Below are 22,883 nucleotides of genomic sequence, written 5' to 3'. Positions count from 1 at the left end.
ATGGCGGTTCCTGTTGACCAGCGCTTCGCACCGCTCCCCGACCGCCAGGCGTCCGCCGAGCACATCTCCACGCCGCCGATCAGCTTTGCCGCCGACGCCTGGCGCCGCTTCAAGGCCAACCCGATGGCCGTGCTGGGGCTGATCACCCTGGTGATATTCCTCATCGCCTGCTTCATCGGGCCCCTGCTCACTGCGCACGACCCGACCACGCAGAACTTGGCGATGCGGGACCAGCCCCCCTCAGCCCAGCACTGGTTCGGCACTGACTCGCACGGGCGCGACCTGTTCGAGCGCACCCTGTACGGCGGCCGCATCTCGCTGGCGGTGGCCTTCTTCGCGGGCCTGCTTCAGCTGGTGGTGGGCGTGACCTACGGCGCCACCGCCGGCCTCCTCGGCGGCAAGTGGGATAACATCATGATGCGCATCGTCGACATCATCGACACCATCCCGCTCACGATCTACGTCATTCTGCTGGCGGTGCTGATGGGCCAGGGGCTCACCTCGATCTTCATCGCTATCGGCATCGTCTACTGGACCAGCATGGCGCGGCTGGTGCGGGCGCAGGTGCTCTCGCTGAAGGAGCAGGAGTTCATGCTCGCGGCACGGGCCCTCGGCGCGAACCGCAAGCGGCTCGTCCTGCGCCACCTGATCCCCAACGCCATGGCGCCGATTGTGGTCGAGCTGACTTTCTCGATTCCGCGGGCGATGTTCACCGAAGCGTTCCTGTCGTTCATCGGCCTGGGCGTCAGCGCGCCGATGGCCTCTTGGGGCGTGCTGGCCTCCAACGGCTTCGAGGGGCTGCGCTCCTACCCGTGGCAGCTGGCATTCCCCGCCGCGGCCATCATCATCGTCTCGCTGGCTTTCAACTTCATCGGCGACGGCTTGCGCGACGCGCTCGATCCGAAACTCCGCCGATAAGGAGGGACGGCCATGAACCCGATTCTCACCATCGAAGGACTCCGCACAACGTTCAAGACATACGCCGGTGACGTTCAGGCCGTCCGCGACGTCAACCTGACCGTCCGGGAAGGCGAGTGCCTCGCCGTCGTCGGCGAGTCCGGTTCCGGCAAGAGCGTCACCATGCTTTCCGTCATGCGCCTGCTGGCCGACAACGCCCGCATTGAAGGGAAGGCCATCTTCGACGGCGTTGACCTGATCAGCCTCCCGGAGCGGGAGATGCGCAAGATCCGGGGCAAGGAGATCGCCATGGTCTTCCAGGACCCCATGACCGGCCTCAACCCGACGCTGACGGTGGGCCTGCAGCTCAGGGAGGGCATGATGCAGCACCTGGGCCTGAGCCGGGCCGAAGCCGACGCGCGCGCCGTGGAGCTGCTCAACCTCGTCGGCGTGCCTGAAGCCGAGCGCCGCCTGAAGCAGTACCCGCACGAATTCTCCGGCGGCATGCGCCAGCGCGTGATGATCGCCATCGCCCTGGCCTGCAACCCCCGGCTGGTCATCGCCGACGAGCCCACCACCGCCCTGGACGTGACCATTCAGGCGCAGATCCTGGACCTTTTGAAGCGGCTGAAGAAGGAGCTGAACACCTCCGTCGTCCTCATCACCCACAACCTCGGCGTCGTCGCCGGCATGGCCGATCGTGTGGCCGTCATGTACGGCGGCCGCGTTGCCGAGGTGGCCACGGTGGAGGAGATCTTCGAGCAGCCCAAGCATCCCTACACCTGGGCGCTCCTCAGGGCCGTTCCCAGGCTGGACCGCGCGAAGGGCGGCCGGCTGGAGGCGATCGCCGGCTCCCCGCCCAACATGCTCCAGCCGCCTTCGGGCTGCCCGTTCCACCCGCGCTGCCCCTATGCGATGAACATCTGCGCGGAGGAGGCGCCCGACGTGACCACAATCTCCGACGAACACCGGGCGGCGTGCTGGCTCCTGCACCCGGACGCACCGCCTGTCCGTTTCCCGCAGGAGGTGAATGAGGCGTGACCAAGCAGGCAACTCCCCTGATCGAGGTCAAGGGCCTCAAGATGCACTTTCCCATCACCCGCGGCTTCCCGGTTCCGCGCCAGGTGGGCGCGGTGCAGGCGGTGGACGACGTCTCCTTCGCCATCGCCCCCGGCGAGACGCTGGGCCTGGTGGGCGAGTCGGGCTGCGGCAAGACCACCGTGGGCCGCACCCTACTCCGTCTCTACGAACCCACCGCAGGCGAGGTCTACTTCGAGGGGCAGGAGATCCTCCACCTCTCCCAGTCCGAATTCCTGCCGTACCGCCGCAAGATGCAGATGATCTTCCAGGACCCCTACGCCTCCCTGGACCCGCGGATGACCGCCGCGGACATCATCGGCGAGGCGCTTGACATCCACAACCTGGCCTCGGGCAAGGAGCGTATGGAGCGCATCTACCACCTGCTGGACCTGGTCGGCCTCCTGCCCGAGCACGCCAACCGGTTCCCCCACGAGTTCTCCGGCGGTCAGCGGCAGCGCATCGGCATCGCCCGGGCACTGGCGGTGGAACCGCAGTTCATCGTGTGCGACGAGCCCATCTCGGCCCTGGACGTCTCCATTCAGGCGCAGGTCGTCAACCTCCTGGAGGACCTGCAGCAACAGCTGGGGCTGGCCTACCTGTTCATCGCCCACGACCTCTCCATGGTCAAGCACATCTCCCACCGCATCGCGGTGATGTACCTGGGCCGCATCGTCGAGCTGGCAGACAGCGACAGGCTGTACGAGCGGCCGATGCACCCCTACACCCTGGCGCTCCTCTCCGCTGCGCCGATCCCCGATCCGAAGGTCGAGACCACCCGGCAGCGCATCCTGCTGGAGGGCGACCCGCCCAGCCCGGTCAACCCGCCCCCCGGCTGCCGGTTCCAGAATAGATGCGCGTATGCGCAGGAGCGGTGCCGCACGGAGGATCCGAAGCTGACCGAAGTCGAGGATGGCCACTCCGTGGCGTGCCACTTCCCTGTCAACGCCTGAGACAGAAAAAGAACCGCCTGCCCATCCGGCAGGCGGTTTGTCGTTTATGATTCATGCGACCAGGCTTGTCTGCAGGGCCAGCTGCCCCACCACCACGGCCAGCCAGGCTGCGCACCAGAGCAGCGGCCTGTTCCACGCTGCCAGACGGCGGCCCGCCGCCAGCAGCAGGACCGGGACCAGGAGCGAGCAGCCCAGCCAGAGCCCCAACAAGGTCGGCAGCGCCACTTCGCCCGTGAGCAGGGCTCTCCCGACGTCGGAGGCGGCGAGGAGGGTAATGCCGAGTCCGGTGGCCGCCACCCGGATCGGGATGCCGTCGCAGTTGGGGTCCACCTCCACCTCATCCCGCCGGCCGCCCAGCGCGCCGCACAGGGCCAGAATGCCCAGGCCGCCCACCAGGGCTGCGCTGCCCAGCGACGCGGCCAGCGACAGCACCGGTGGTCCGTCCCCGCCCGTCTGCGCCAGGCTGGCGAACAGCACTGCGAGCACGCCGAGCACGGCCGCCTCCCGCTCCCGCTGACGCCGCAGACCGGCCGCCGCGCCCCGGTACCAGACCCAGCTGGCCGCCAGGGCCATGAGCGTGTAGGGGAGCGCCAGGCCCAGCGACACCCAGCGCGGCGCATCGCCCAGCAGCACCGCGGCGAAGCTCAGGGCGGCGAGCGGACCGAGCAGCATGCCCGCGACGCGCCACCCCAGCGGCGGGTGATCGCGCACCAGGCCGCTGCGGCTGTCCAGCAAGACCAGCGTCACCGCGAGGCCCAGCGACCACGAGAGCAGCTGCAGGCCAGCAGCGTAGCAGAGGTGTGTCAAGTCGGGCACCCCCCTGAGGGTGGAATAGATATTTCCTACCTCAAGGGTAGCGCCCGTTTCTTTCGCGATCCTTTCGCGGTCCTTTCGCAAACCTAACTTGGACCAAAGTAATCCTAAAGGTTATCCATCAAACTTATAACCAATGCCCCAAATGGTCTTGACAAGCTCCGGATGGCCGGGATCGCGCTCGATCTTCTCGCGCAGCCGGCGCACGCACACGGTGAGGGCGGCCTCATCGCCGGAGTACTCGGAGTGCCAGACCCGCTGCAGGATGGCCTCGCGGCTGAAGACGTGCCCGGGGTGGCTGGCCAGCAGCCAGAGCAGGTCAAACTCCTTCGGCGTCAGCTCCACGGCCTCGCCCCGCACCACGACCGTGCGTGAGGAGCGGTTGATCTCGATGTCCTTGAACTTCAGCGGGCGGTCTTCGTCAACGGGCTGCGCGGCGCCGGACGTGCGGCGCAGGATCGCCCGGACCCGCAGCAGCAGTTCGGAAAGCCGGAAGGGCTTGACCAGGTAGTCGTCCGCGCCCACGTTGAAGCCGACGACCTTGTCCATCTCCTCCCCCCGCGCGGAGAGGATAAGCGTGGGGGGGCTGCCCGTCGACTGCAGCTGCGCCAGCACCTCGAAACCGTCCATCTTGGGCAGCATGATGTCCAGGATCATCAGGTCGGGCTTCACCTTCCGCGCCATCTCCAGGGCCTCCAGGCCGTCCTCGGCGCGGTAGACCTCATACCCCTCCTGCTGCAGCGCCTGGTCAAGAGCCTTCAGGATCTTCGGGTCGTCGTCGACCACCAGGATTCGCTTCTTCGTCTGCGTCATCGAAACCGCTCCCTCACTCCATCCAGATCGGTAATGTAAAGGTAAACGCTGCGCCGTGCCCGGGCTCCGACTCGACCCAGATGCGGCCGTCGTGCGCCTGAACCAGAGAGGCGGAGAGGGGCAGGCCCAGCCCCCAGCCCTCAGGGCGCCCTCCGCCCTGGGTGAAGGCCTGGAAGATCAGCTCCTGCTCCTCCTCAGGCACGCCGGGGCCCGTGTCGCGCACGGTGACGTACACCTCGCGCGCATCGGCCCGGCACTCCACCGCCACCCGGCCGCCTTCCGGCGTAAACTTGACCGCGTTGCCCAGCAGGTTGAGCAGCACCTGCGAAATCCGCAGCGGGTCGGCATGGACCAGCGGCGCCTCAGCCGCGCAGTCGACGGTGAGCTCGATTCCCTTCTTCTCCGCCAGGGGATGCACGGTGCGCGCCGCGTCGCGAATCAGGTCGCGCACGTCCAGCATCTCCCGGAACAGCTTCACCTTGCCGGCCTCCAGGCGGGAGTAGTCCAGCAGGTTGGTGATCATGTTCAGCAGCTTCTGGCTCGACTCCAGCACCTCCGTCAGCGACTCCCGCTGTTCCGGGGCCAGCCGCTGATCGTTCAGCAGGAGTTCCGTGAAGGCGATGATCGAGGTGAGCGGTGTGCGCAGTTCGTGGGAGACCGTGGTGAGGAACTCCGACTTGTAGCGCGAGGCCCGCTCCAGCTGGCGGTTGGCCTCCTCCAGCTCCCGGGTGCGTTCGGCCACCTTCTGCTCCAGGCCGGCGTACAGCTCCTGCAGGCGGCCCGACATCTGCTCGAACGCATGGGCCACCACGGCGGTCTCCTGGTTGGCCTTCAGGGCCTGCAGCCGCTCCCGGCTGATGACGAAGTTGCCCATGCCCACGTGCGTGGCCACTTCGGCCAGGTCGGCCAGCGGCGTGGCCACCTGCCGGTAGAGGATCAGCCAGATCAGGACGAAACAGAGCAGCGCCAGGAAGACGAGGAGAAACGCCAGCCGTATGGACTCGGTCCGGGCCATGGCGAGGGTCTCCCGCATGGGCAGGATCACGCTGATGGCCCCGGCCACATCGCCCAGGGCGAGCCCCTCCTTCGGGTAGCCGGTCTGGTCCAGCTCGCCCCTGGGTTCGCCGTGGCAGCGCAGGCACGACTCCTCGGCCCTGAGGGCCATCACGTAGCGGAAGGCCGGCGTGCCGTCATCCAGGGTCACCCGCTGCCAGACCTCGTTGTGGCTCTCGTCCTCCATAAAGTACTCCAGCGCGGCCCGTTCGAAGTCGTCCGGCGCGTTCTGGGGGATACGCGGATTCAGGTTGGTCTGCTTCACCTGCGACCGGGAGAGGTCCGCGAAGATGTGGCTCACCCCCTGGCCGACCTCGGCCGGTTCCAGGGGCCGTGCCTCGCCGCCGTGCACGAACTCGTCCCCGCTGGACCGGGAGATGAACGCGCGCGTCGCCTGCTGCTGCTTCGCGACCAGGCTGGCCTTGGCCAGCAGGTCGGCGTCGGCCTGCCGCTGCTGATAGGCAAAATCCCACGAGAGCGAAATAAAGAGAACTGCCAGGACCAGGCCGGTGATGCCTACCATGAACTTGGCCGTCAGGCTGCGCATGGCTCACTCCCCCTGGTTCTTATGATACCTGCACTTACCCGAACGCACCATTGGTCGCAGGACCATACAGCCCATGGCGCACAATCACTATGTCGTGCGCCAAAAGTGCCATAAACAGCAGGAGGGCGGCATCCCATGGCCCCCTCCTGCTCCGCGTCTCACACCCAGCGTTCCGTGCCGCTGCTCGTGACCAGTCCGTAGACCAGCGGCGGCTCTTCCGGGCGCTCCTTCCCGATGCGGTAGGCGCCTGCGAGCCGCGCCTCGGCCTCAGCCAGCCGCTTCTCCGAGTTCACGTGCAGCTCGGCCAGCACCTCGCCGGCCGCCACCGGGTCGCCCACCTTCTTGCGCAGCACGACGCCCACCGCCAGGTCGACTGCAGATTCCTTGGTCTCGCGGCCCGCCCCGAGCAGCAGGGCGGCCACCCCCACCTCCAGCGCGTCGATGGCCTGCACATAGCCTTCCCCGGGGGAGACGACCGGCACGATCCTCCGCGCCCGGGGCAGCTTGACGGGCTGCCGGATGTAGCTGGCGTCGCCGCCCTGCGCCTCCACCATCTCGATCAGCTTGTTCAGGCCATGACCGGCCCTGAGGGCCCTGAGCAGCATCTTCCGGGCGGACTGGCCGTCCTCGGCCACCCCGGCCAGGCGCAGCATCTGGGCGCCGAGGTGCAGGCAGATCTCCTCCAGGTCCTTCGGGCCGAAGCCGCGCAGGGTCTCGATGGCCTCGGCCACCTCGAGGGCGTTGCCGACGGCGTGGCCCAGCGGCTGGTCCATGTTCGAGATGATGGCCGCGACCTCCCGGCCGACCTCGCGGCCGATGGCCACCATCATCTCCGCCAGGCGGAAAGCTTCATCCAGGTCCTTCATGAACGCGCCGGCGCCGGTCTTCACATCGAGCACGACCGCGTCGGCGCCGCCGGCGATCTTCTTGGCCATGATGGACGACGCGATCAGGGGAATCGAATCCACGGTGGCCGTCACGTCGCGCAGGGCGTACAGCTTCTTGTCGGCGGGGACCAGGTTGCCGCTCTGCCCCGCCACCGCGCAGCCGACGCGGTTCACCTGGTCGATGAACTCCTGCGGGGTGAGTTCCACCCGGAAGCCGGGAATCGACTCCAGCTTGTCGATCGTGCCGCCGGTGTGGCCGAGCCCCCGGCCCGACATCTTCGCCACCGGCGCGCCGCACGCCGCGACCAGCGGCACGAGGACCAGCGACACCTTGTCCCCCACGCCGCCGGTGGAGTGCTTGTCGACCTTGCGGCCGTGAATGGCCGAGAGGTCGATCTGGTCCCCGGATTCGGCCATGGCCATGGTGAGGTCGGCGGTCTCCCGCGGCGTCATGCCCTGTAAGCAGACGGCCATCGCCCAGGCAGCCATCTGGTAGTCCGCCACCTCGCCGGAAACGTATCCGCTGATCAGGGCCCGGATCTCCTCGGTGGTGAGTTCCGCGCCCATCCGCTTGCGGTAGATGATGTCGTACGCGCGCACGGGTTGACTCCTCCTTCGGCATCGGTGCGCCCTCTGAGTTCTTCGACTGCCGGCTGCCGGGTTCCTGTTCGTGCCACCCGCACTCCCACGCCGCCGTAGAGTTTTGTGTTTACTCCGTCGTGGGCGAATAGAGGATTTTTGTCATTGAGTGCGAATAGTAAGACTCACCATACACGCCTGGAGGTGAAAGGCGCAAGATCGAGATAAGGAAGTCTGCCCGCAGTTGGCTCCGATCACAAAAAACCGTGAAGGAGGTATGGGTTGCGTGAAGCGATTCCTGGTTCTCATTCTTACCACCGTGATGGTCCTGACAGCGGCCATGCCGGCGCTGGCTGCTCGCCCGGAGGTGAAATACCCGGTCACGTTCAACGGCCACCCGGTCACGTTCGACGTTGAGCCCGTGAACGTGAATGACCGCGTCTTCGTTCCCTTCCGGGCCATCTTCGAGAAGATGGGCGCGGACGTGGCGTGGGATGAGGCAACCCGCACGGTCACGGCCACCCGGGGGGACACCACGGTCCAGCTGGTCATCGGCAGCACCACCGCCCGCGTGAACGGGCAGGCCCGCACCCTGGACGCCGCCCCCTTCATTCAGGACGGCCGCACGCTGGTTCCCCTGCGCTTCGTGAGCGAGGCCTTCGGCGCTGAGGTGGAGTACGATGCCGCCACCACGGCGATCAGCATCGTCGACCCGAACTGGCCGCGCCGCGGCGGCAGGCTGAACCTGGCCATGTGGAACAAGCCCATCGGGGCCTTCAACCCGATCATCGTCAATGACACCTACGGCGCCAACATCGCCGACCGTCTGTACGAGGGCCTCTGGAAGTACGACGAGCGCTTCATTCCCGTGCCCGCCCTGGCTGAGCACTGGGAGTGGGACGACACCAACACGAAGCTGACCTTCTACCTGCGCCGCGGCGTGACGTTCTTCGACGGCACCCCGGTGACGGCCAAGGACGTCGTCTTCACGTACAAGGCGATCTGGCATCCCAAGTACATCGGCCCGCGCGACGCCGGCTTTGAGGACGTGCTCGGGTACGAGGAGTACGCCAACGGCATCAGCGGCGAAACGCCCGAGAACTTCGAACGGGGCATCGTGACCACCGGCAACCTGCCCGGCCTCTACGCGGAAGACGACTACACCGTCGTGTTCCAGCTGAAGCAGCCCAACGCGCCGTTCCTGTACAACCTCGCCTACGGCATCCTGGACAGCAGCAAGTACGGCAGCATCCCCGTGCAGGACTGGGGCACGGCCAACGACCCGTACAACATCTACCCCAACGGCAACGGCCCCTTCCGTATGAAGGAGTATGTTGACGGCCAGTACGCCATTCTCGAGGCCAACCCCAACTACTGGGCAGGCCGGCCGTACATCGACGAGGTGGTGTGGCGCGTCGTCGCCGCGGAGGTCGCCGTCGGCGAGATGGAGCGCGGCACGCTGGACTACGTCGAGTTCAGCCCCAACGAGATGGACGCGTACCTGGCCATGCCGCACGTGAAGATCCACGAGTTCGCCGACCTGGTCTTCCAGGAGATGGTCTACAACACCGGCCCCAACGCCCAGGGCGAGATGGGCCCGACCACCGACGTGCGGGTGCGCCGTGCGATCAACCATGCCATCGACCGGATGGCGATCATCAACAACCTGATGGGCGGCCACGCGTCCACGATGTACGGCCCGATCCATCCGCTCACCTGGGCCTACACCGAGGACGTCGAGCAGTACCCGTACGATCCTGACAAGGCCCGGGCGCTGCTGGAGGAGGCCGGCTGGGTCCTCGGCAGCGACGGTTACCGCTACAAGGACGGCAAGAAGCTGTCGCTGCGGCTATTGTATCCCAACGTCGGCAACCCGGTCCGCCAGGCCACCGCGCCGGTCGTGCAGCAGTGGCTGAAGGAGGTCGGCATCGAGGTCCACCTGGAGGGCTACGACTGGCCGACGCTGGACGAGAAGCGCGCCGCCCGCGACTTCGACATGTACTTCATCGGCTTCTCGCTGGGCAACTCCGACCCCGACCCGACGGGTCTGTGGGACAAGGCGGCCACGGAGCCCGGAGGTTTCAACGACAGCCAGTGGTGGACTGAAAAGTCCGAGCAGTTGATCGCCGCCGGCAAGGCCACCAACGACATCGAGGAGCGCATCGAGATCTACCATGAGTGGGCACGGCACTGGACCGAGGAGACTCCCGCCTACATCTTCTACGCCGTGAACACCCTGCTGGCGGCCAACGAGCGCCTGCAGAACTTCAAGCCCGGCCCGCAGGGCTACCTGTGGAACATCGAGGAAATCTGGCTCTCCGAGTAATCGGCTGACTACCCTGTGGCAGGCGGCCCGGGGGGCTGAATCCCCCGGGCCGCGCGCCGCAGGGAAGAAAGGAGATTGACAGGTGGGCCGGTACTTATTGCGGCGCCTGCTTCAGACGATCCCGATTCTCTTTGGCGTCAGCATCATCGTCTTCGTCATCATCCACTCTGCACCGGGAGACCCCTACGCGTACCTCTTCGGCCCGAGAATCGACCCCACGCTGCGGGCCCGGCTCATGGAAGAGATGGGCTTCAACGACCCCATCCCGGTCCAGTACGTCCGCTGGCTCAAGACCACGCTGAGCGGCAACCTGGGATACTCCATCCGCACGCAGGAACCGGTGATCAACATGCTGGCCCAGGCCATCCCCAGGACGCTGCTGCTTACCGGCAGCTCGTTCCTGTTCGGACTGGCCATCGCCATCCCCATCGGGGTCATCTCCGCCACCCGCCAGTACTCGCTGATTGACTACGCGGCCACTACGTTCGCCTTCATGGGTATCTCCCTGCCCTCGTTCTTCGCCGCCCTCCTGGCGATCTACTTCTTCGCGGTGAAGCTCCCCATCTTCCCCATGAACGGCATCCACACCCCGGGAGGGGGCGGGTTCTGGGACGTGCTCCACCATCTGATCCTGCCCGCCGTCACCCTGGGGCTGCGGGACATGGCCTCATACGCCCGCTTCACCCGCTCCTCGATGCTGGAGGTGCTGCGGCAGGATTACGTGCGCACGGCCCGCGCGAAAGGGCTGGCGGAACGGCTGGTCATCTACAAGCACGCGTTCCGCAACAGCCTCATCCCGGTCATCACCCTCTTCGGCTTCAGCCTGCCTGCTCTCTTCGGCGGGGCCGTGATCATCGAGCAGGTCTTCACCTTCCCGGGCATGGGCCTTCTGACCTTTGAGGCCGTTAACAACCGCGACTACTCGGTGCTCATGGCCACGAACCTGTTCTTCGCCCTGCTCGTCATCCTCGGCAATCTCCTCGCGGACATCCTCTATGCCATCGCCGACCCTCGCATCCGGTACGCCTAAGGAGGTTCTCCCGTGGCCCTCACCCATCCAAAACCGAATCCGAACCAGCCCCAGTTTGACGGTCTGGTGCCGCACGAGACCTCGTACGCCCGGATGGTCCTCCGGAGGTTCGTCCGCAACCGCGCGGCCATGATCGGGGCGGCCATCCTCCTCATCCTGATCCTCGTCTCCCTCTTCGCCCCGGTCATCACCCAGGCCACGCTGGGCTGGGGGCGTGACGAGATCGACATCCGGTACATACGGGCCGCACCCAGCGCCCGCCACCCGCTGGGCACCGACAGCGCCGGCCGCGACAACCTCACCCGCCTGCTCTACGGCGGACGGGTCTCGCTGGCGATTGCCCTGGGTTCGGTCGTCGTTTACATGACCCTGGGCATCCTCGTGGGTTCTGTCGCGGGCTACTTCGGCGGGTGGGTGGACAACGTGCTGATGCGGCTGGTCGACGTCATCCAATCCTTCCCATTCCTGATGTTCGCGCTGACCATCGTCGCCATCCGCGGCCCATCGGTCTCGAACCTGGTGTTCGCCATCGTCTTCCTCAGTTGGCCGGTGCCGGCCCGCCTCGTCCGCGGCGAGTTCCTCTCGCTGCGCGAGCGCGACTTCATTGAGGCGGCCCGGGCCGCCGGGGTCGGTCCCTTCCGCATGGTCCTGCGCCACCTGCTGCCCAACGCGATGGCGCCGCTGATCGTGAACGCGACGCTGGAGGTCGCGGGCATCATCCTCGCGGAGGCCGGGCTCAGCTACCTTGGATTCGGCGTGAGCCAGCCGGTCCCCACCTGGGGAAACATGCTGAGCGAGGCAAACAACATGGCCGTACTGCAGACCAAGCCATGGACGTGGCTGCCGCCGGGTCTGATGATCTTCCTGACCGTGCTCTCCATCAATTTCATCGGGGACGGGCTGCGCGACGCGCTCGACCCCCGCTTGAAGCAGTAGCTGGCAGAGGAGGATATCTGTGAGGAAACGTAAGCTCCTGATCTGGCTGACAGCGGTCCTGCTGGCCGTGGTGGCGGCCGGCTGCGGTAAGCACGCCGACGAGACCGGCCCGGGAGCCCCCGCTTCCGGAGCCTCCGGCTCCACCGGTACGGCGGGCGGCGGCCAGGATACACCGAGCAACGGCGGGACCGCGCCGGAACCGGCCGAAAAGGTCCAGCTCGGGCCTCTGGCGGTGGGCGACACCGCTGAGGTGGGACCGCTGACCGTCACCGTGAGCAAGATCGAGGCCGTGGACCAGGCCCCGGCGCCCGGGTACACCTACGTCCTGGTCGAACTGACGGTGGAGAACAGCGGCGCCGCCGCCTACACGGTGAACCCCACCGAACAGCACAAGGTGCAGACCCCCGAGGAGAAGAACGCGCCGTACAACCTGCAGGCAACGGCCGTGCGCTCTCCCCGCCTTCAGGGGACCCTGAAGCAGGGCGAGTCGGTCACCGGCTGGCTGGGGTTCCTGGCCAAGAAGATGGAGGGCACCTACACCTACACCTTCACGCATCCCGATTACGGCGAGGCCGTCTGGGAGTTCAGTCTGTAGGTGTGCGCCGCCCGCCAAAGAGTTGAGACCGCACCGGGTTGGTGCGGTCTTACGCATGTCTGAATCGTTTGTTCCCAGCCCTTGTTCCCGCCGCTACCGGCCCTGCTGCAGCCGCTGCAGCACCTCGGCGTTGATCTCCTTGCCCTTGGCGACCCGGGCCCGGATCACCGGATCGAGGTACTGCTTCCGCAGCCGGATCGACTTCGGCGTGATCTCCACCAGTTCGTCGTCCCCGATCTGCTCCAGGGCCTCCTCCAGGGTGAGCTTCCGGGGGGGCTCCAGGAGGAGCTTCTCGTCGGCTCCCGCCGCCCGGATGTTGGTGAGGTGCTTGGTCTTGCAGACGTTCACGTCCAGATCCTGGCCCCGGCTGTTCTCGCCCACGACCATGCCCACGTAGACCTCGGTGCCCGGCTCGATGAAGAGCGTGCCCCGCTCCTGAATCTGGTACAGGGCGTACTGGGTGGCCGTGCCGGCCTCCGAGGCCACGAGCGATCCGCGGAGGCGGGTGGGAATGTCGCCCCGGTAGGGACCGTAGCCGTGGAAGACGTGGTGCATGATGCCGTAGCCCCGGGTCATGGTGAGGAAGTCGGAGCGGAAGCCCACCAGCCCGCGCGCCGGGATGATGAACTCCAGCCGCACGTTGCCGTTGCCGTGGTTGATCATGTTGGTCATCTCGGCCTTCCGGGTCCCGAGCGACTCCATCACCGTGCCCATGTACTCCTCCGGCACGTCGACGATCAGGTGCTCCAGCGGCTCCAGCCGGTTGCCCGCCTCGTCGTGCCGGAAGATCACCTTGGGCTTGGAGACGGCCAGCTCGTACCCTTCCCGGCGCATGGTCTCGATAAGGATGGAGAGGTGCAACTCGCCCCGGCCGGACACGATGAAGACATCCGGCGAGTCGGTCTCCTCCACCCGCAGGGCCACGTTCCGCTCCAGCTCCTTGAAGAGGCGCGCCCGCAGGTGGCGGGAGGTGACGTACTTGCCCTCCTGGCCGGCGAAGGGCGAATCATTGGTACGGAAGGTCATCTGCAGCGTCGGCTCGTCCACCTTGATCGGCGGCAGCGGCTGCGGCTGGTCCGGGTCGGTGATCGTCTCGCCGATGTTCACGTCCTCCAGGCCGGTCATGGCGATGATGTCGCCGACGGAGGCCTCCTCCATCGGCACCCGCTTCAGCCCCTCGAAGCCGAAGAGCTGCGCCGCCCGGAACTTGACCACAGACCCGTCCAGCTTGGCCACCGCCACCTGCTGGCCGGCCCGCACGGTGCCCTGCCGCACCCGGGCGATGGCCACCCGGCCCACGTACTCATCGTAGTCCAGCGAGGTCACCATGGCCTGCAAGGGGGCCTCGGGGTCGCCCTCCGGGCAGGGGATGCGCTCGAGGACGGTGTCGAGGATGGGCTGCAGGTCCTTCCCCTCCTCCTCCAGCCGGCAGGTGGCAACGCCCTTGCGACCGGAGGCGTACAGCACCGGATACTCCAGCTGATCGTCGTCGGCGCCCAGTTCGATGAACAGGTCGAGGATCATGTCCTCCACCTCGGCGATGCGCCGGTCGGGCCGGTCGATCTTGTTGATCACCACCACCGGCTGCAGGCCCGCCTCCATGGCCTTGCGCAGCACGAACTTGGTCTGGGCCATCGGCCCCTCGGCCGCGTCGACGATGAGCAGGCAGCCGTCGACCATCGTCATGATCCGCTCGACCTCGCCGGAGAAGTCGGCGTGGCCGGGGGTGTCCACGATGTTGATCCGGACGCCCTTGTAGGTGATCCCCGTGTTCTTCGACAGGATGGTGATGCCCCGCTCCCGCTCCAGGTCATGCGAGTCCATGACCCGCTCCGCGACCTGCTCATTGGCCCGGAAGGTGCCGGACTGGCGGAGCAGGCCGTCGACCAGGGTGGTCTTGCCGTGGTCGACGTGGGCGATAATCGCCACATTGCGCAGGTCCGTCCGCTTCATATCTCATCGCGCTCCTCAGGCGAAGTGTGCCCACGAAAGTGAGAGCCCACCACGTGAACTCCAACTTTGCTATTATACGAGCGATGCCATAAAAAGTAAAGGTGCGGAGTAGCAGTCCCCGCCCTCCTGCCGTAATGATGGTTGAGACTCCGGCGGGAGGAGCGATCTGCATGGGCCGAACGATCTGGCGGTCACCCCCCTGGCACATCCGGCGGACCGGCTTCCCGGAAGCCTGGCGGCTGTTGCGGCTGCGCCGGAGGCGGCGCAGGCCGGTCGAAATCGGCCTGCTGGACAGCGGGGTGGACCTCACGCACCCGTACCTGCGCGACCTGCTCGGCCCCGGCATCAACCTGCTCTCGCCGGGCGAGCCGCCCCAGGATGAGCACGGCCACGGCACCCACATCGCGGGCATCCTGGCGGTGGCCTCAGGCGCCGTCTGCGGGCAGCGGCCGATCTGGCCCCCGCCCCTGCGCATCCGGCCGGTGAAGATCTTCGACCGGCAGGGGTACGGGCGCATCCGCGACATCGTGGCGGGCCTCACCTGGTGCCTCGCGGAGGGCTGCGAGATCATCAACCTGAGCTTCGGCACCGACCGCCGGGCCAGCGACCAGCTGGCGGAGGCCATCCGCACCATGGAGAAGAACGGCATCCTCCTCGTGGGCGCCGCCGGCAACGACGGCCGCGGCGGCGGGGTGGATACGCCGGGGCTCTACCCCGAGGTGCTGGCAGTGGCGGCCATCAACCGGCGCGACCGGCTGGCCCGCTTCTCCAGCCGCGGGCCCGAGGTCGACCTGGTGGCGCCGGGCACGGGCCTCTTCTCGCTGGCCCCGAAGGGCAAGTTCTGCTACATGAGCGGCACGTCCATGGCCGCCCCGCACGTAACGGCCGCGGCCGCCTTGCTGCTCTCCGCCCGCCCCGAGCTCACCCCCGCCGCCGTGCGGGCTCACCTGAAGAACACCGCCGAGTGGCTGCCCCAAATCCACGTGTCGGCACAGGGCGCCGGCCTGCTGCGGGCAGACCGGCTCCTGCGGGAGGAGGTGTAGGCCGCCCTGGAGGAGGGCGGCACCACAGTACCGAAGGGAATCCTTGCAACGGAAGCAGCTGGGTGGAAGCACGGGAGGTGCACCCGATGCAGGAGCGGACCCTCACAGTCCAAGGCGGTACCTTGTATTACTTCACCAACGGCAGGTCCGGCCGGCCCCTCTTCTTCCTCCACGGCGCCGGGCTGGACCACCGCATGTTCGCAGAGCAGTATCGGGCATTCGATCAGGACTACGCCCTCTACGCCTGGGACGCCCGCGGCCACGGGCGGTCTGCGGGCGTGGAGGGCTTTTCCGCGGACCTGCTGGTCGAGGACCTGTTGGCCGTCATGGACCGGGAGGGGCTGCACCGCGCGACCCTGATCGGCCAGTCGATGGGCGGCAACCTGGCGCAGGAGGTCGCCCTGCGCCGCCCCGACCGGGTCGAGGCCCTGGTGGTGATCGACGCGACGCGCAACAACCAGCGGCTGTCGGCGCTTGAGGCGGCCAGCCTGGCCCTGGCGGGGCCCCTGCTGCGGCTCACGCCGTTCGCATGGCTGGTGGACGCGTCGGCCAGGGCGTGCTCCCACCGGCCTGAGGTGCAGGAGTACGTGCGGGCGTGCCTGCGGCGCATGGGCAAGGCCCGCTTCTGCAACGTGATGGTGCGCGTCTCCGACTTCGTGCAGTGCAGGCCCGAGCTGCGCTACCCCGACCGCACCCTGCTGATCCTCGGCGAGCACGACCGGACGGGGAACATCAAGAAGGCGATGACGGCCTGGGGCCGGAGCGAGGGCGTCGCGCTGCACGTGATCCCCGAAGCCCGGCACAATGCCAACCAGGACGCGCCGGAGGAGACGAACCGGATCATCCGGGCGTTCCTGGAGCGGGGATGAGCACGGTCGCGGCGCTCAGGCCGGCCCCTGCTGCCCCTGTTGCAGGGGTGCCACGCGCGACGTGCAAGGCTGGTGCATAACAAGCACCAGCCTTGCATGTGTTCAGTGGCTCAGATGATACACTCGCCTCAGTCTTGATACAGTCGAGGCGGCAGCGCCGCCTGATCCCCCCGAGACTGATGGAACCGCAGCATGGTGCGCCCGGCTCAGACAACTGGGTTAAATCGGCAGATGCGCCTGGAACAGCTCGCCCTTCTTCACCAGGTTGTGCACCGAGAGCCCCAGCAGGCGCACCTTCCGCCCCTCCCACTCCACCCGGGCGAAGATCTCGCGGGCCACCCGCCCAATCGTGCGGGCGTCGTTGGTGGGCATGGGCAGGGTCTGGCTCCGGGTGATCTGGAGGAAGTCGCCGCCCCGGGGACCGCCCTCCACGAAGACGTTCCACTTGATCTTCACCGTCACCGTGCGGGCGGCCATCCCCTGCCGCTTCAGCTCCGCGGACAGGTGGTCCGCGTACCGCTCCAGCAGCTGGTTCAGGTACTCCCGGTCCGTCTGGTCCACCGGGAACGTGTTCTCCTCGCCGATGGACTTGGCCTCGCGGTGCGGCACCACCGGGCGGGGGTCGATGCCCTGCGCGAGCATGCGCAGCTCGTCGGCCCGCTTGCCGAAGTGCTTGCGCAGGGTGTCGGGGTCGTAGGCCAGCAGATCGCCGCAGGTGTAGATGCCCAGCGCGTTCAGGGCCTGCTCGCTGGCAGGCCCCACGCCCCAGAGCTTGCGCACCGGCAGCGTCGGCAGCAGCTCCTGCGCCCGCTCCCAGGTGATGACGGTCAGCCCGTCCGGCTTCTGCATGTCTGAGGCCAGCTTGGCCATGAACTTGCAGTAGGAGACGCCGGCGGAGCCGGTGAGCTGCAGCTCAGACCGGATGGCCTCCTTCAGCTCCCGCGCCACCTTCACGGCGTCCTGCCCCGACACGTCCAGGAACGCCTCGTCGATCGAGAGCGGCTGAATCACGTCGGTGAACCGGCGCATGATCGCCCGCACCTGGCGGCCCACCGCGGCGTACTTGGCGTGGTTCGGCCGGATGAAAACGGCCTGCGGGCAGAGCCGCAGGGCCTCCCGGGAGGGCATGGCGGAGCGGACCCCGAAGCGGCGCGCTTCGTAGGAGCACGTCGAGACGACGCCCCGGGAACTGGGGGAGCCCCCCACGATGACGGGCTTTCCCCGGAGCCGCGGGTTATCCCGCTGCTCCACCGAGGCGAAGAACGCGTCCATATCCAGGTGAATCACCCAGAGGTCCGTTCTCACTGCAACGCCTCCACCAGCGATTTGAAGTGGCGCCCCCGTTCCTCGAAATTCCGGTAGGCGTCGAAGGACGCGCAGGCGGGCGAGAGCAGCACACAGTCGCCCGGCGCAGCGGCGGCGCGGGCCAGGGCCACCGCCTCGTCCATGCCGGCGGCGCGCTGGATCGGCCCGGCGTAGCCCCCCCTGCGCACCGCCTCCTCGATCTTGGGGGCGGTGGGCCCCATCAGGATCAGGGTTTTGACCTTCTCGGCCACCAGGGGCGCAATGGGGTCGAAGGGGATGCCCTTGTCCGACCCGCCGGCGATCAGCACGATCGGCGCGGGCAGGGTGGACAGGGCGGCCACCGCCTCCGCGGGCGACGTGGCCTTGGAATCATTGTACCATTTCACACCGTCCAGGGTCCGCACCGGCTCGATGCGGTGCTCCACGCCGGTGAACTGCGTCATCACCTCGCGCACCGCCGAGAGGGGCGCGCCGGCCAGGTAGCAGGCCGCCATGGCAGCCAGGATGTTCGCCTGGTTGTGCAGCCCCGGCAGCTTGATCTCCTCCAGCAGCAGGGTCGGCAGCTCCCGGCCGTTTCGCCGCCAGACCACCTGGTCATCCCGCACGAACGCCGCGTCGCGGCCCCCGGGGTCGCCCCGGCGGCTGAACAGCACCACCCGGCTGCGCGCCTCCCGGGCAAAGGCGGCGACCTGCGGGTCGTCCGCGTTGAGCACCAGCCAGTCGGTCTCCGACTGCCGGCGGAAGATCGCCTTCTTGGCCTCCACGTACTCCTCCATGCTGGCGTGCACGTCCAGGTGGTTCGGGCTGATGTTGGTCACCACCGCGATCTGCGGCGAGCGGTGCACCAGCTGCAGCTGGAAGGAGGAGAGCTCGAGCACCACCGCCGCTTCCGGCGGAATCGCCTCCGCCTTCTCGATCAGCACCGTGCCGATGTTCCCGCCCACGTAGGTCTCGCGGCCGGCGGCCCGCATGATCTCGCCGATCAGGGTCGTCGTGGTGGTCTTCCCGGCGCTGCCCGTCACGCCGATCACCGGCGCCCGGCAGAGGTCGAGCACCAGGCCGATCTCGCCGGAAATCGTCGCCCCCCGCCGGCGGGCGGCCTCGATCTCCGGCAGGTGCTTCGGCATGCCGGGGGTCAGGAAGATGAGGTCGTGGTCGGCCAGAGGCGCCAGGTACTGCTCTCCGGTCACCAGCGGGACCCCGAGCCGCGCGAGCTCAGCCGCGCGGTCGCCGAGCTGGCCGGCCGGGCGGCGGTCGCAGGCGGTGACGCGGACGCCCCGCTTCACCAGGTACCGAATCAGCGCCAGGTTGGAAATTCCGATTCCCACGACGACCGCGCGTTCCTGCAGCTTCACTCCGGCCAACCTCCTGCCGTGCGCTCCTCTGTCCTTCAGCCGACGCTCAGGCGGCCCTCTGCCCGTCCACCGGCAGTCGGGCCGCCTGCTCCTCTATCCCTCGTTCAGCAGCCGCTCGATGCGGTCCAGCCCCTCGTCGATGCGCTCCATGGATGTGGCGTAGGAGAAGCGGATGTAGTTGGGAGCGCCGAAGCCCGTGCCGGGCACGACGCCCACGTGCGCCCGCTCCAGGATGACCCCCGCCAGGTCGTCAGCCGACGTGATCTTGCGGCCGGCGATGGTCTCGCCGAAGAGGGCCGACACGTTGGGGAACAGGTAGAACGCCCCCTCGGGCGCCACCTTCACCGAGAAGCCCGGCAGCCGGTTCAGCCGCTCCATCATGTGCCTGCGCCGGCGGTCGAACTCCTGCCGCATCTGCTCCACGGGCTCCTGGCTGCCCCTCAGCGCCTCCACGGCCGCTGCCTGGGAGATCGACGAGGGGCCCGAGGTCGACTGCGACTGCAGGGCGGCCATCGCCTTGGCGAAGACGGCCTCCGAGGCGGTGTAACCCATGCGCCAGCCGGTCATGGCGTAGGCCTTGGAGAGGCCGTTCACCGTGATCGTGCGCCGCCTGACCTCCTCGCCGAACGACGCGATCGAAACGTGCTCGGCGCCGTCGTACAGCAGCTTCTCGTAGATCTCGTCGGTGACGATCATCAGGTCGTGCTCCACGGCCAGGGCCGCGATCTCCTCCAGTTCCTTGCGGGAGAGGACGGCCCCGGTGGGATTGCTGGGGCTGTTCAGGTTGATGACCCGGGTGCGGGTGGTCAGCTTCTCCCGGATCATGTCGGCCGTCATGCGGAAGCCGGTGGACTCGTCGGTCTCCACCACCACCGGCACACCTCCGGCCAGACGCACGATCTCCGGATACGAGACCCAGTACGGCGCCTGGATGATCACCTCTTCGCCGGGATCCAGCAGTACCTGATAGGCGTTGTAGAGCGACTGCTTGCCGCCGTTGGAGACCACGATCTCCTCGGGCCGGTACCGGAGGCCGTTGTCCCGCTCCAGCTTCTCACAGATGGCCTTGCGCAACTCCAGGGTGCCTGCGGCAGGGGTGTACTTGGTCTTTCCCTGTTGGATGGCGGCGATGCCTGCGGCCTTGATCGACTCCGGCGTGTCGAAGTCGGGTTCCCCCACCGAGAAGTTGACGACGTCTATGCCCTCGGCCAACATCTGTTTCGACTTGGCGTCGATCGCCATGGTCGGCGACGGCGTGAGCGTTCTGGCACGGGCGGACAGACGCATGGTGCTTCCACTCCTCTCGGCTGGGCCTGCTTACTGGGTATGCATACCTCAGTAGGCAGTATACACCTCTTCTGCAGTGCTGGAAAGCACTGCAGGGAAGCTACCGCTCGGCGTAGAACCGCTCCAGGGCCCGCACGATGGCCTGCGCGGCCGCCTCCTGGAAGGCCGGGTCCTTGGTGCGGGGGCCCTCCGCGGGGTTGTTGGCGAACGCCAGCTCCAGCAGCGCGGCCGGCGCCAGGGTGTTGCGGGTCACGAAGAAGGTGTCGTCGAAGACGCCGCGGTCCCGGGTGCCCAGGGCCCCCACCAGCTCCTGCTGCAGCAGCGTGGCCAGCTCCAGGGAGCGCTCCCCGTTGAGGGCCCGGCCGGTGTAGTAGACTTCGGTGCCCTGTGAAATCCGCTCGCCGGCGTTGTGGTGGATGGAGAGGAACAGGTCGACGCCCAGCTCATTGGCCAGCATGGTCCGGTACTGCAGGTCCAGCTGGTCGCGGGGCTCGCCGTTCACGCTGTTCAGGAAGGACTCGGGCGCGACCCGCACGTCGGTAGCCCGGGTCATGTAGACGATCGCCCCCTGCTCCGCCAGCAGGGCCCTGAGCCGCAGGGCCACCTGCAGGTTGACCTCCTTCTCGACCACGCCCACTTCCCTGCTCACCGCGCCGCCGTCCTCGCCGCCGTGGCCGGGATCCAGCATGATCACCTTGCCCGCCAGCCCCGGCGGGTAGGTCACCAGGTAGTACCCGCCGTCCCACCGCTTCAGGGCATACGGCCGGTTGCTGGGCACGACCGCCCGCACCCCGACGGCGGTCTCCTGGACCTGTACGCCGGCGGGAATCTCCGCGGCCCCCAGCACGGCGCCGGGGAACTCCACGATGATGTGGCCGCCCTCCGCCCGCGCCCGGGGCTCCACCGCGCCGCGCACGCCGAAGCGTACGACCCCCTTGTCGGCGACGGTCTCCTGCCGGACCGATGATACGACGGGCCGCAGGACCATCAGCAGCGTGCCGTTCAGATCGGACTCCACCTCCACGTGGGGCTCGCCGGCGAGCTTCAGCCGGAGCCCCTCTCCGGTCAGCACGGCCTCGTCAACCCCCAGGTGGTGCAGCGGCATCGACCGCTCCGCCTCCAGCCCGGTGGCGAAGGGAACCCACAGGGCGCCGTCCTGCAGCACGGGCGCGCCGTAGCGCCGACCCGGCGCGTTCAGCTCCAGCGTGTAGACGCCGGGGGCGCTCTGCCGCATGCTCACCGTGAAGCCGCCGTCGGCTGCAGCGGGCCCCGGCGCGCTCTCTTCAGGCGCCGGAGCCGGCTGCTCCAGATGGGCCGCCCGGGTCCAGCCCACCTGGCCCGAGGCCAGCCGCACCTTGACCCAGTGCGAATCCCGGTCCAGGATCTCCAGCGGCTCCCCGGGCGCCAGCTCGCCCAGCACCCGCGCCGACGTCGCCGGGATGAGATGCAGGGTCGCGCCGTGCTCCCCCACCACGGCATCGCCCACCGTCAGCGCCGCGGCAGCCGGCTGCCGGACGGCCGGCCGCTCAATGCTCCAGCCGGACTCATCCATCCGGATGCGCAGGGAACCGTCGGCCACCTGCACCAGTTCGCCACGCACCCACCCCCAGCGGTCCCGCGGCGACGCCACGCGCACCCAGCCGCCCCGCGCGTCCAGCAGCCGGAGCGGCTCGCCGGGCCTCACCGTGTCGGTGCGGCGCGCCTCGTGGTTGGGGCCGGCGAAGATGCCGGTCTCCTGGGTCACGGAGACCTGCTTCCCCGGATGCGGCGCCGGGTGGACAGGCGGGGGGAACGTGAGGTCAGGGACGGTGCCGGGCGGCGCCGCCGGCGGCTGAGCCACAGGCGGAAGGCCCGGGTCCGGCGCCGGGAGCGCACCGGGGTCCGGGCCGGGCTCGCCCTCCGGCGGCGGGGCCTCGGCCTGGCGGACGTACTGGGCGAAGACCCAGCCCTCGGTGCCGTCGTCCAGCTGGATGCGCCACCACTCCGGGTTCATCTCCAGCAGCCGGACGTACTGATCCTGATAGATGCGCGTCAGCACCGGGGCATCCAGCCCCGGTTCCCCCCGGACGTTCAGGATGTCGGTGTCGACGATGGCGTAGCGGAGCTCGTCCTCCAGCAGGATCCGGCTGAACCAGCCCGCCACCCAGCCCTCCACGCCGTTTTCGAGCCTGATCCGGTACCAGTCGCCCTCCCGGCCCAGCACCGTGGCCCACTGGTCGTAGCCGAGCCCCCCGACGATGGCGTACTCGGTTCCCGGACCGGACCGGACGTTGAGGCCGTCATGGTCGATGGGACGCAGGGTGGCAGCCTCTGCGGACACAGACGACATAAATGCCAACAAGAACGCCGCGGCGGCGACTCGCTTCAAAGCCCGACACTCCTCAATAGCTTTATACCAAAATAGACGGAGCCTAATCCGTCAGGTTCCATCGCTTACATGTTTCGACGGCTCACCCCAAAACCTTGTCCGCCTGAAGCCGGGAAGTCCCCTTTCGGCACGCCCGGAGCCTCTTCTGTGCACCACCGGCCCTCCTTCCGGTCCGCCACCCGATGCTCTGCTGGCAC

Annotated in this window: 18 protein-coding genes; 9 read left to right on the top strand and 9 right to left on the bottom strand. The window is 68.0% G+C overall.

Annotated features, from left to right (window positions below; genetic code table 11):
* Genes ACZ45O_RS01555 through ACZ45O_RS01545 form a run of 3 tightly spaced genes read left to right on the top strand, consistent with a single transcriptional unit; the run spans window position 1 to window position 2,927 of the window.
* Entirely contained in the window at window positions 1-918 is a 918-nt protein-coding gene (locus ACZ45O_RS01555) for an ABC transporter permease (RefSeq protein ID WP_464855214.1), read from the top strand.
* A 12-nt stretch (window positions 919-930) separates the two neighbouring features.
* Window positions 931-1,938: an ABC transporter ATP-binding protein gene (locus ACZ45O_RS01550; protein ID WP_464855213.1), complete on the top strand. Its 1,008-nt coding sequence runs from the start codon at window positions 931-933 to the stop codon at window positions 1,936-1,938.
* Between the two features lie 41 nt (window positions 1,939-1,979).
* Window positions 1,980-2,927 carry an ABC transporter ATP-binding protein gene (locus ACZ45O_RS01545; protein WP_464857615.1) on the top strand — a complete coding sequence of 316 codons (948 nt, stop codon included), beginning with the start codon at window positions 1,980-1,982 and terminating at the stop codon, window positions 2,925-2,927.
* Window positions 2,928-2,978: 51 nt separating this feature from the next.
* Here the strand turns inward: ACZ45O_RS01545 and ACZ45O_RS01540 are convergent, their stop codons facing one another.
* The 4 genes from ACZ45O_RS01540 to ACZ45O_RS01525 all read right to left on the bottom strand — a co-directional run bounded on the left by ACZ45O_RS01540 (window position 2,979) and on the right by ACZ45O_RS01525 (window position 7,640).
* Window positions 2,979-3,734: a hypothetical protein gene (locus tag ACZ45O_RS01540; protein WP_464855212.1), complete on the bottom strand. Its 756-nt coding sequence runs from the start codon at window positions 3,732-3,734 to the stop codon at window positions 2,979-2,981.
* 120 nt (window positions 3,735-3,854) lie between these two features.
* A complete protein-coding gene (locus ACZ45O_RS01535; RefSeq protein WP_464855211.1) occupies window positions 3,855-4,553 on the bottom strand; it encodes a response regulator transcription factor in 699 nt (232 codons plus the stop codon).
* A 13-nt stretch (window positions 4,554-4,566) separates the two neighbouring features.
* Window positions 4,567-6,153 carry an ATP-binding protein gene (locus ACZ45O_RS01530; RefSeq protein WP_464855210.1) on the bottom strand — a complete coding sequence of 529 codons (1,587 nt, stop codon included), beginning with the start codon at window positions 6,151-6,153 and terminating at the stop codon, window positions 4,567-4,569.
* A 158-nt stretch (window positions 6,154-6,311) separates the two neighbouring features.
* Window positions 6,312-7,640 (bottom strand): pyrimidine-nucleoside phosphorylase, encoded by a 1,329-nt coding sequence (locus ACZ45O_RS01525; RefSeq protein ID WP_464855209.1) that lies wholly within the window; start codon window positions 7,638-7,640, stop codon window positions 6,312-6,314.
* A gap of 265 nt (window positions 7,641-7,905) precedes the next feature.
* On the opposite strand from ACZ45O_RS01525, the gene ACZ45O_RS01520 reads away from it, so the two are divergent.
* The 4 genes from ACZ45O_RS01520 to ACZ45O_RS01505 all read left to right on the top strand — a co-directional run bounded on the left by ACZ45O_RS01520 (window position 7,906) and on the right by ACZ45O_RS01505 (window position 12,506).
* Complete coding sequence (locus tag ACZ45O_RS01520; protein WP_464855208.1) at window positions 7,906-9,945, top strand: ABC transporter substrate-binding protein; 2,040 nt, start codon at window positions 7,906-7,908, stop codon at window positions 9,943-9,945.
* A gap of 97 nt (window positions 9,946-10,042) precedes the next feature.
* A complete protein-coding gene (locus ACZ45O_RS01515) occupies window positions 10,043-10,975 on the top strand; it encodes an ABC transporter permease (RefSeq protein ID WP_464855207.1) in 933 nt (310 codons plus the stop codon).
* 12 nt (window positions 10,976-10,987) lie between these two features.
* Complete coding sequence (opp4C, locus tag ACZ45O_RS01510) at window positions 10,988-11,911, top strand: oligopeptide ABC transporter permease (RefSeq protein WP_464855206.1); 924 nt, start codon at window positions 10,988-10,990, stop codon at window positions 11,909-11,911.
* A 19-nt stretch (window positions 11,912-11,930) separates the two neighbouring features.
* Window positions 11,931-12,506: a DUF4352 domain-containing protein gene (locus tag ACZ45O_RS01505; protein WP_464855205.1), complete on the top strand. Its 576-nt coding sequence runs from the start codon at window positions 11,931-11,933 to the stop codon at window positions 12,504-12,506.
* A 93-nt stretch (window positions 12,507-12,599) separates the two neighbouring features.
* Here ACZ45O_RS01505 and typA read toward each other — a convergent pair whose 3' ends face one another.
* Complete coding sequence (typA, locus tag ACZ45O_RS01500; protein WP_464855204.1) at window positions 12,600-14,459, bottom strand: translational GTPase TypA; 1,860 nt, start codon at window positions 14,457-14,459, stop codon at window positions 12,600-12,602.
* Between the two features lie 170 nt (window positions 14,460-14,629).
* Between typA and ACZ45O_RS01495 the strand changes: the two genes are divergently transcribed.
* Both ACZ45O_RS01495 and ACZ45O_RS01490 read left to right on the top strand, forming a co-directional pair.
* Window positions 14,630-15,502: a S8 family peptidase gene (locus ACZ45O_RS01495; protein WP_464855203.1), complete on the top strand. Its 873-nt coding sequence runs from the start codon at window positions 14,630-14,632 to the stop codon at window positions 15,500-15,502.
* An 86-nt stretch (window positions 15,503-15,588) separates the two neighbouring features.
* The gene (locus tag ACZ45O_RS01490) at window positions 15,589-16,371 is read left to right on the top strand and encodes an alpha/beta fold hydrolase (protein ID WP_464855202.1); all 783 of its coding nucleotides are present in this window, start codon (window positions 15,589-15,591) and stop codon (window positions 16,369-16,371) included.
* A 219-nt stretch (window positions 16,372-16,590) separates the two neighbouring features.
* Here the strand turns inward: ACZ45O_RS01490 and dinB are convergent, their stop codons facing one another.
* The 4 genes from dinB to ACZ45O_RS01470 all read right to left on the bottom strand — a co-directional run bounded on the left by dinB (window position 16,591) and on the right by ACZ45O_RS01470 (window position 22,638).
* Window positions 16,591-17,676 carry a DNA polymerase IV gene (gene dinB, locus ACZ45O_RS01485; RefSeq protein ID WP_464855201.1) on the bottom strand — a complete coding sequence of 362 codons (1,086 nt, stop codon included), beginning with the start codon at window positions 17,674-17,676 and terminating at the stop codon, window positions 16,591-16,593.
* Entirely contained in the window at window positions 17,673-19,031 is a 1,359-nt protein-coding gene (gene murD, locus ACZ45O_RS01480) for a UDP-N-acetylmuramoyl-L-alanine--D-glutamate ligase (RefSeq protein WP_464855200.1), read from the bottom strand. The genes dinB and murD overlap by 4 nt, the downstream gene beginning before the upstream one ends.
* A 93-nt stretch (window positions 19,032-19,124) precedes the next feature.
* Window positions 19,125-20,318: a pyridoxal phosphate-dependent aminotransferase gene (locus tag ACZ45O_RS01475; RefSeq protein WP_464855199.1), complete on the bottom strand. Its 1,194-nt coding sequence runs from the start codon at window positions 20,316-20,318 to the stop codon at window positions 19,125-19,127.
* A 100-nt stretch (window positions 20,319-20,418) separates the two neighbouring features.
* Entirely contained in the window at window positions 20,419-22,638 is a 2,220-nt protein-coding gene (locus tag ACZ45O_RS01470) for an SH3 domain-containing protein (RefSeq protein WP_464855198.1), read from the bottom strand.
* Window positions 22,639-22,883 lie beyond the last annotated feature (245 nt).

The organism is Symbiobacterium turbinis, assembly GCF_055383075.1.
This window is presented reverse-complemented; position numbering and strand designations above follow the sequence as displayed.

Bases quoted from the DNA above. Each gene is read 5' to 3' on its own strand.
- ACZ45O_RS01555 (WP_464855214.1), top strand. From the start codon at position 1: ATGGCGGTTCCTGTTGACCAGCGCTTCGCACCGCTCCCCGACCGCCAG.
- ACZ45O_RS01550 (WP_464855213.1), top strand. From the start codon at position 931: ATGAACCCGATTCTCACCATCGAAGGACTCCGCACAACGTTCAAGACA.
- ACZ45O_RS01545 (WP_464857615.1), top strand. From the start codon at position 1,980: ATGCACTTTCCCATCACCCGCGGCTTCCCGGTTCCGCGCCAGGTGGGC.
- ACZ45O_RS01535 (WP_464855211.1), bottom strand. From the start codon at position 4,553: ATGACGCAGACGAAGAAGCGAATCCTGGTGGTCGACGACGACCCGAAG.
- ACZ45O_RS01530 (WP_464855210.1), bottom strand. From the start codon at position 6,153: ATGCGCAGCCTGACGGCCAAGTTCATGGTAGGCATCACCGGCCTGGTC.
- typA (WP_464855204.1), bottom strand. From the start codon at position 14,459: ATGAAGCGGACGGACCTGCGCAATGTGGCGATTATCGCCCACGTCGAC.
- ACZ45O_RS01495 (WP_464855203.1), top strand. From the start codon at position 14,630: ATGGGCCGAACGATCTGGCGGTCACCCCCCTGGCACATCCGGCGGACC.
- ACZ45O_RS01490 (WP_464855202.1), top strand. From the start codon at position 15,589: ATGCAGGAGCGGACCCTCACAGTCCAAGGCGGTACCTTGTATTACTTC.
- ACZ45O_RS01475 (WP_464855199.1), bottom strand. From the start codon at position 20,318: ATGCGTCTGTCCGCCCGTGCCAGAACGCTCACGCCGTCGCCGACCATG.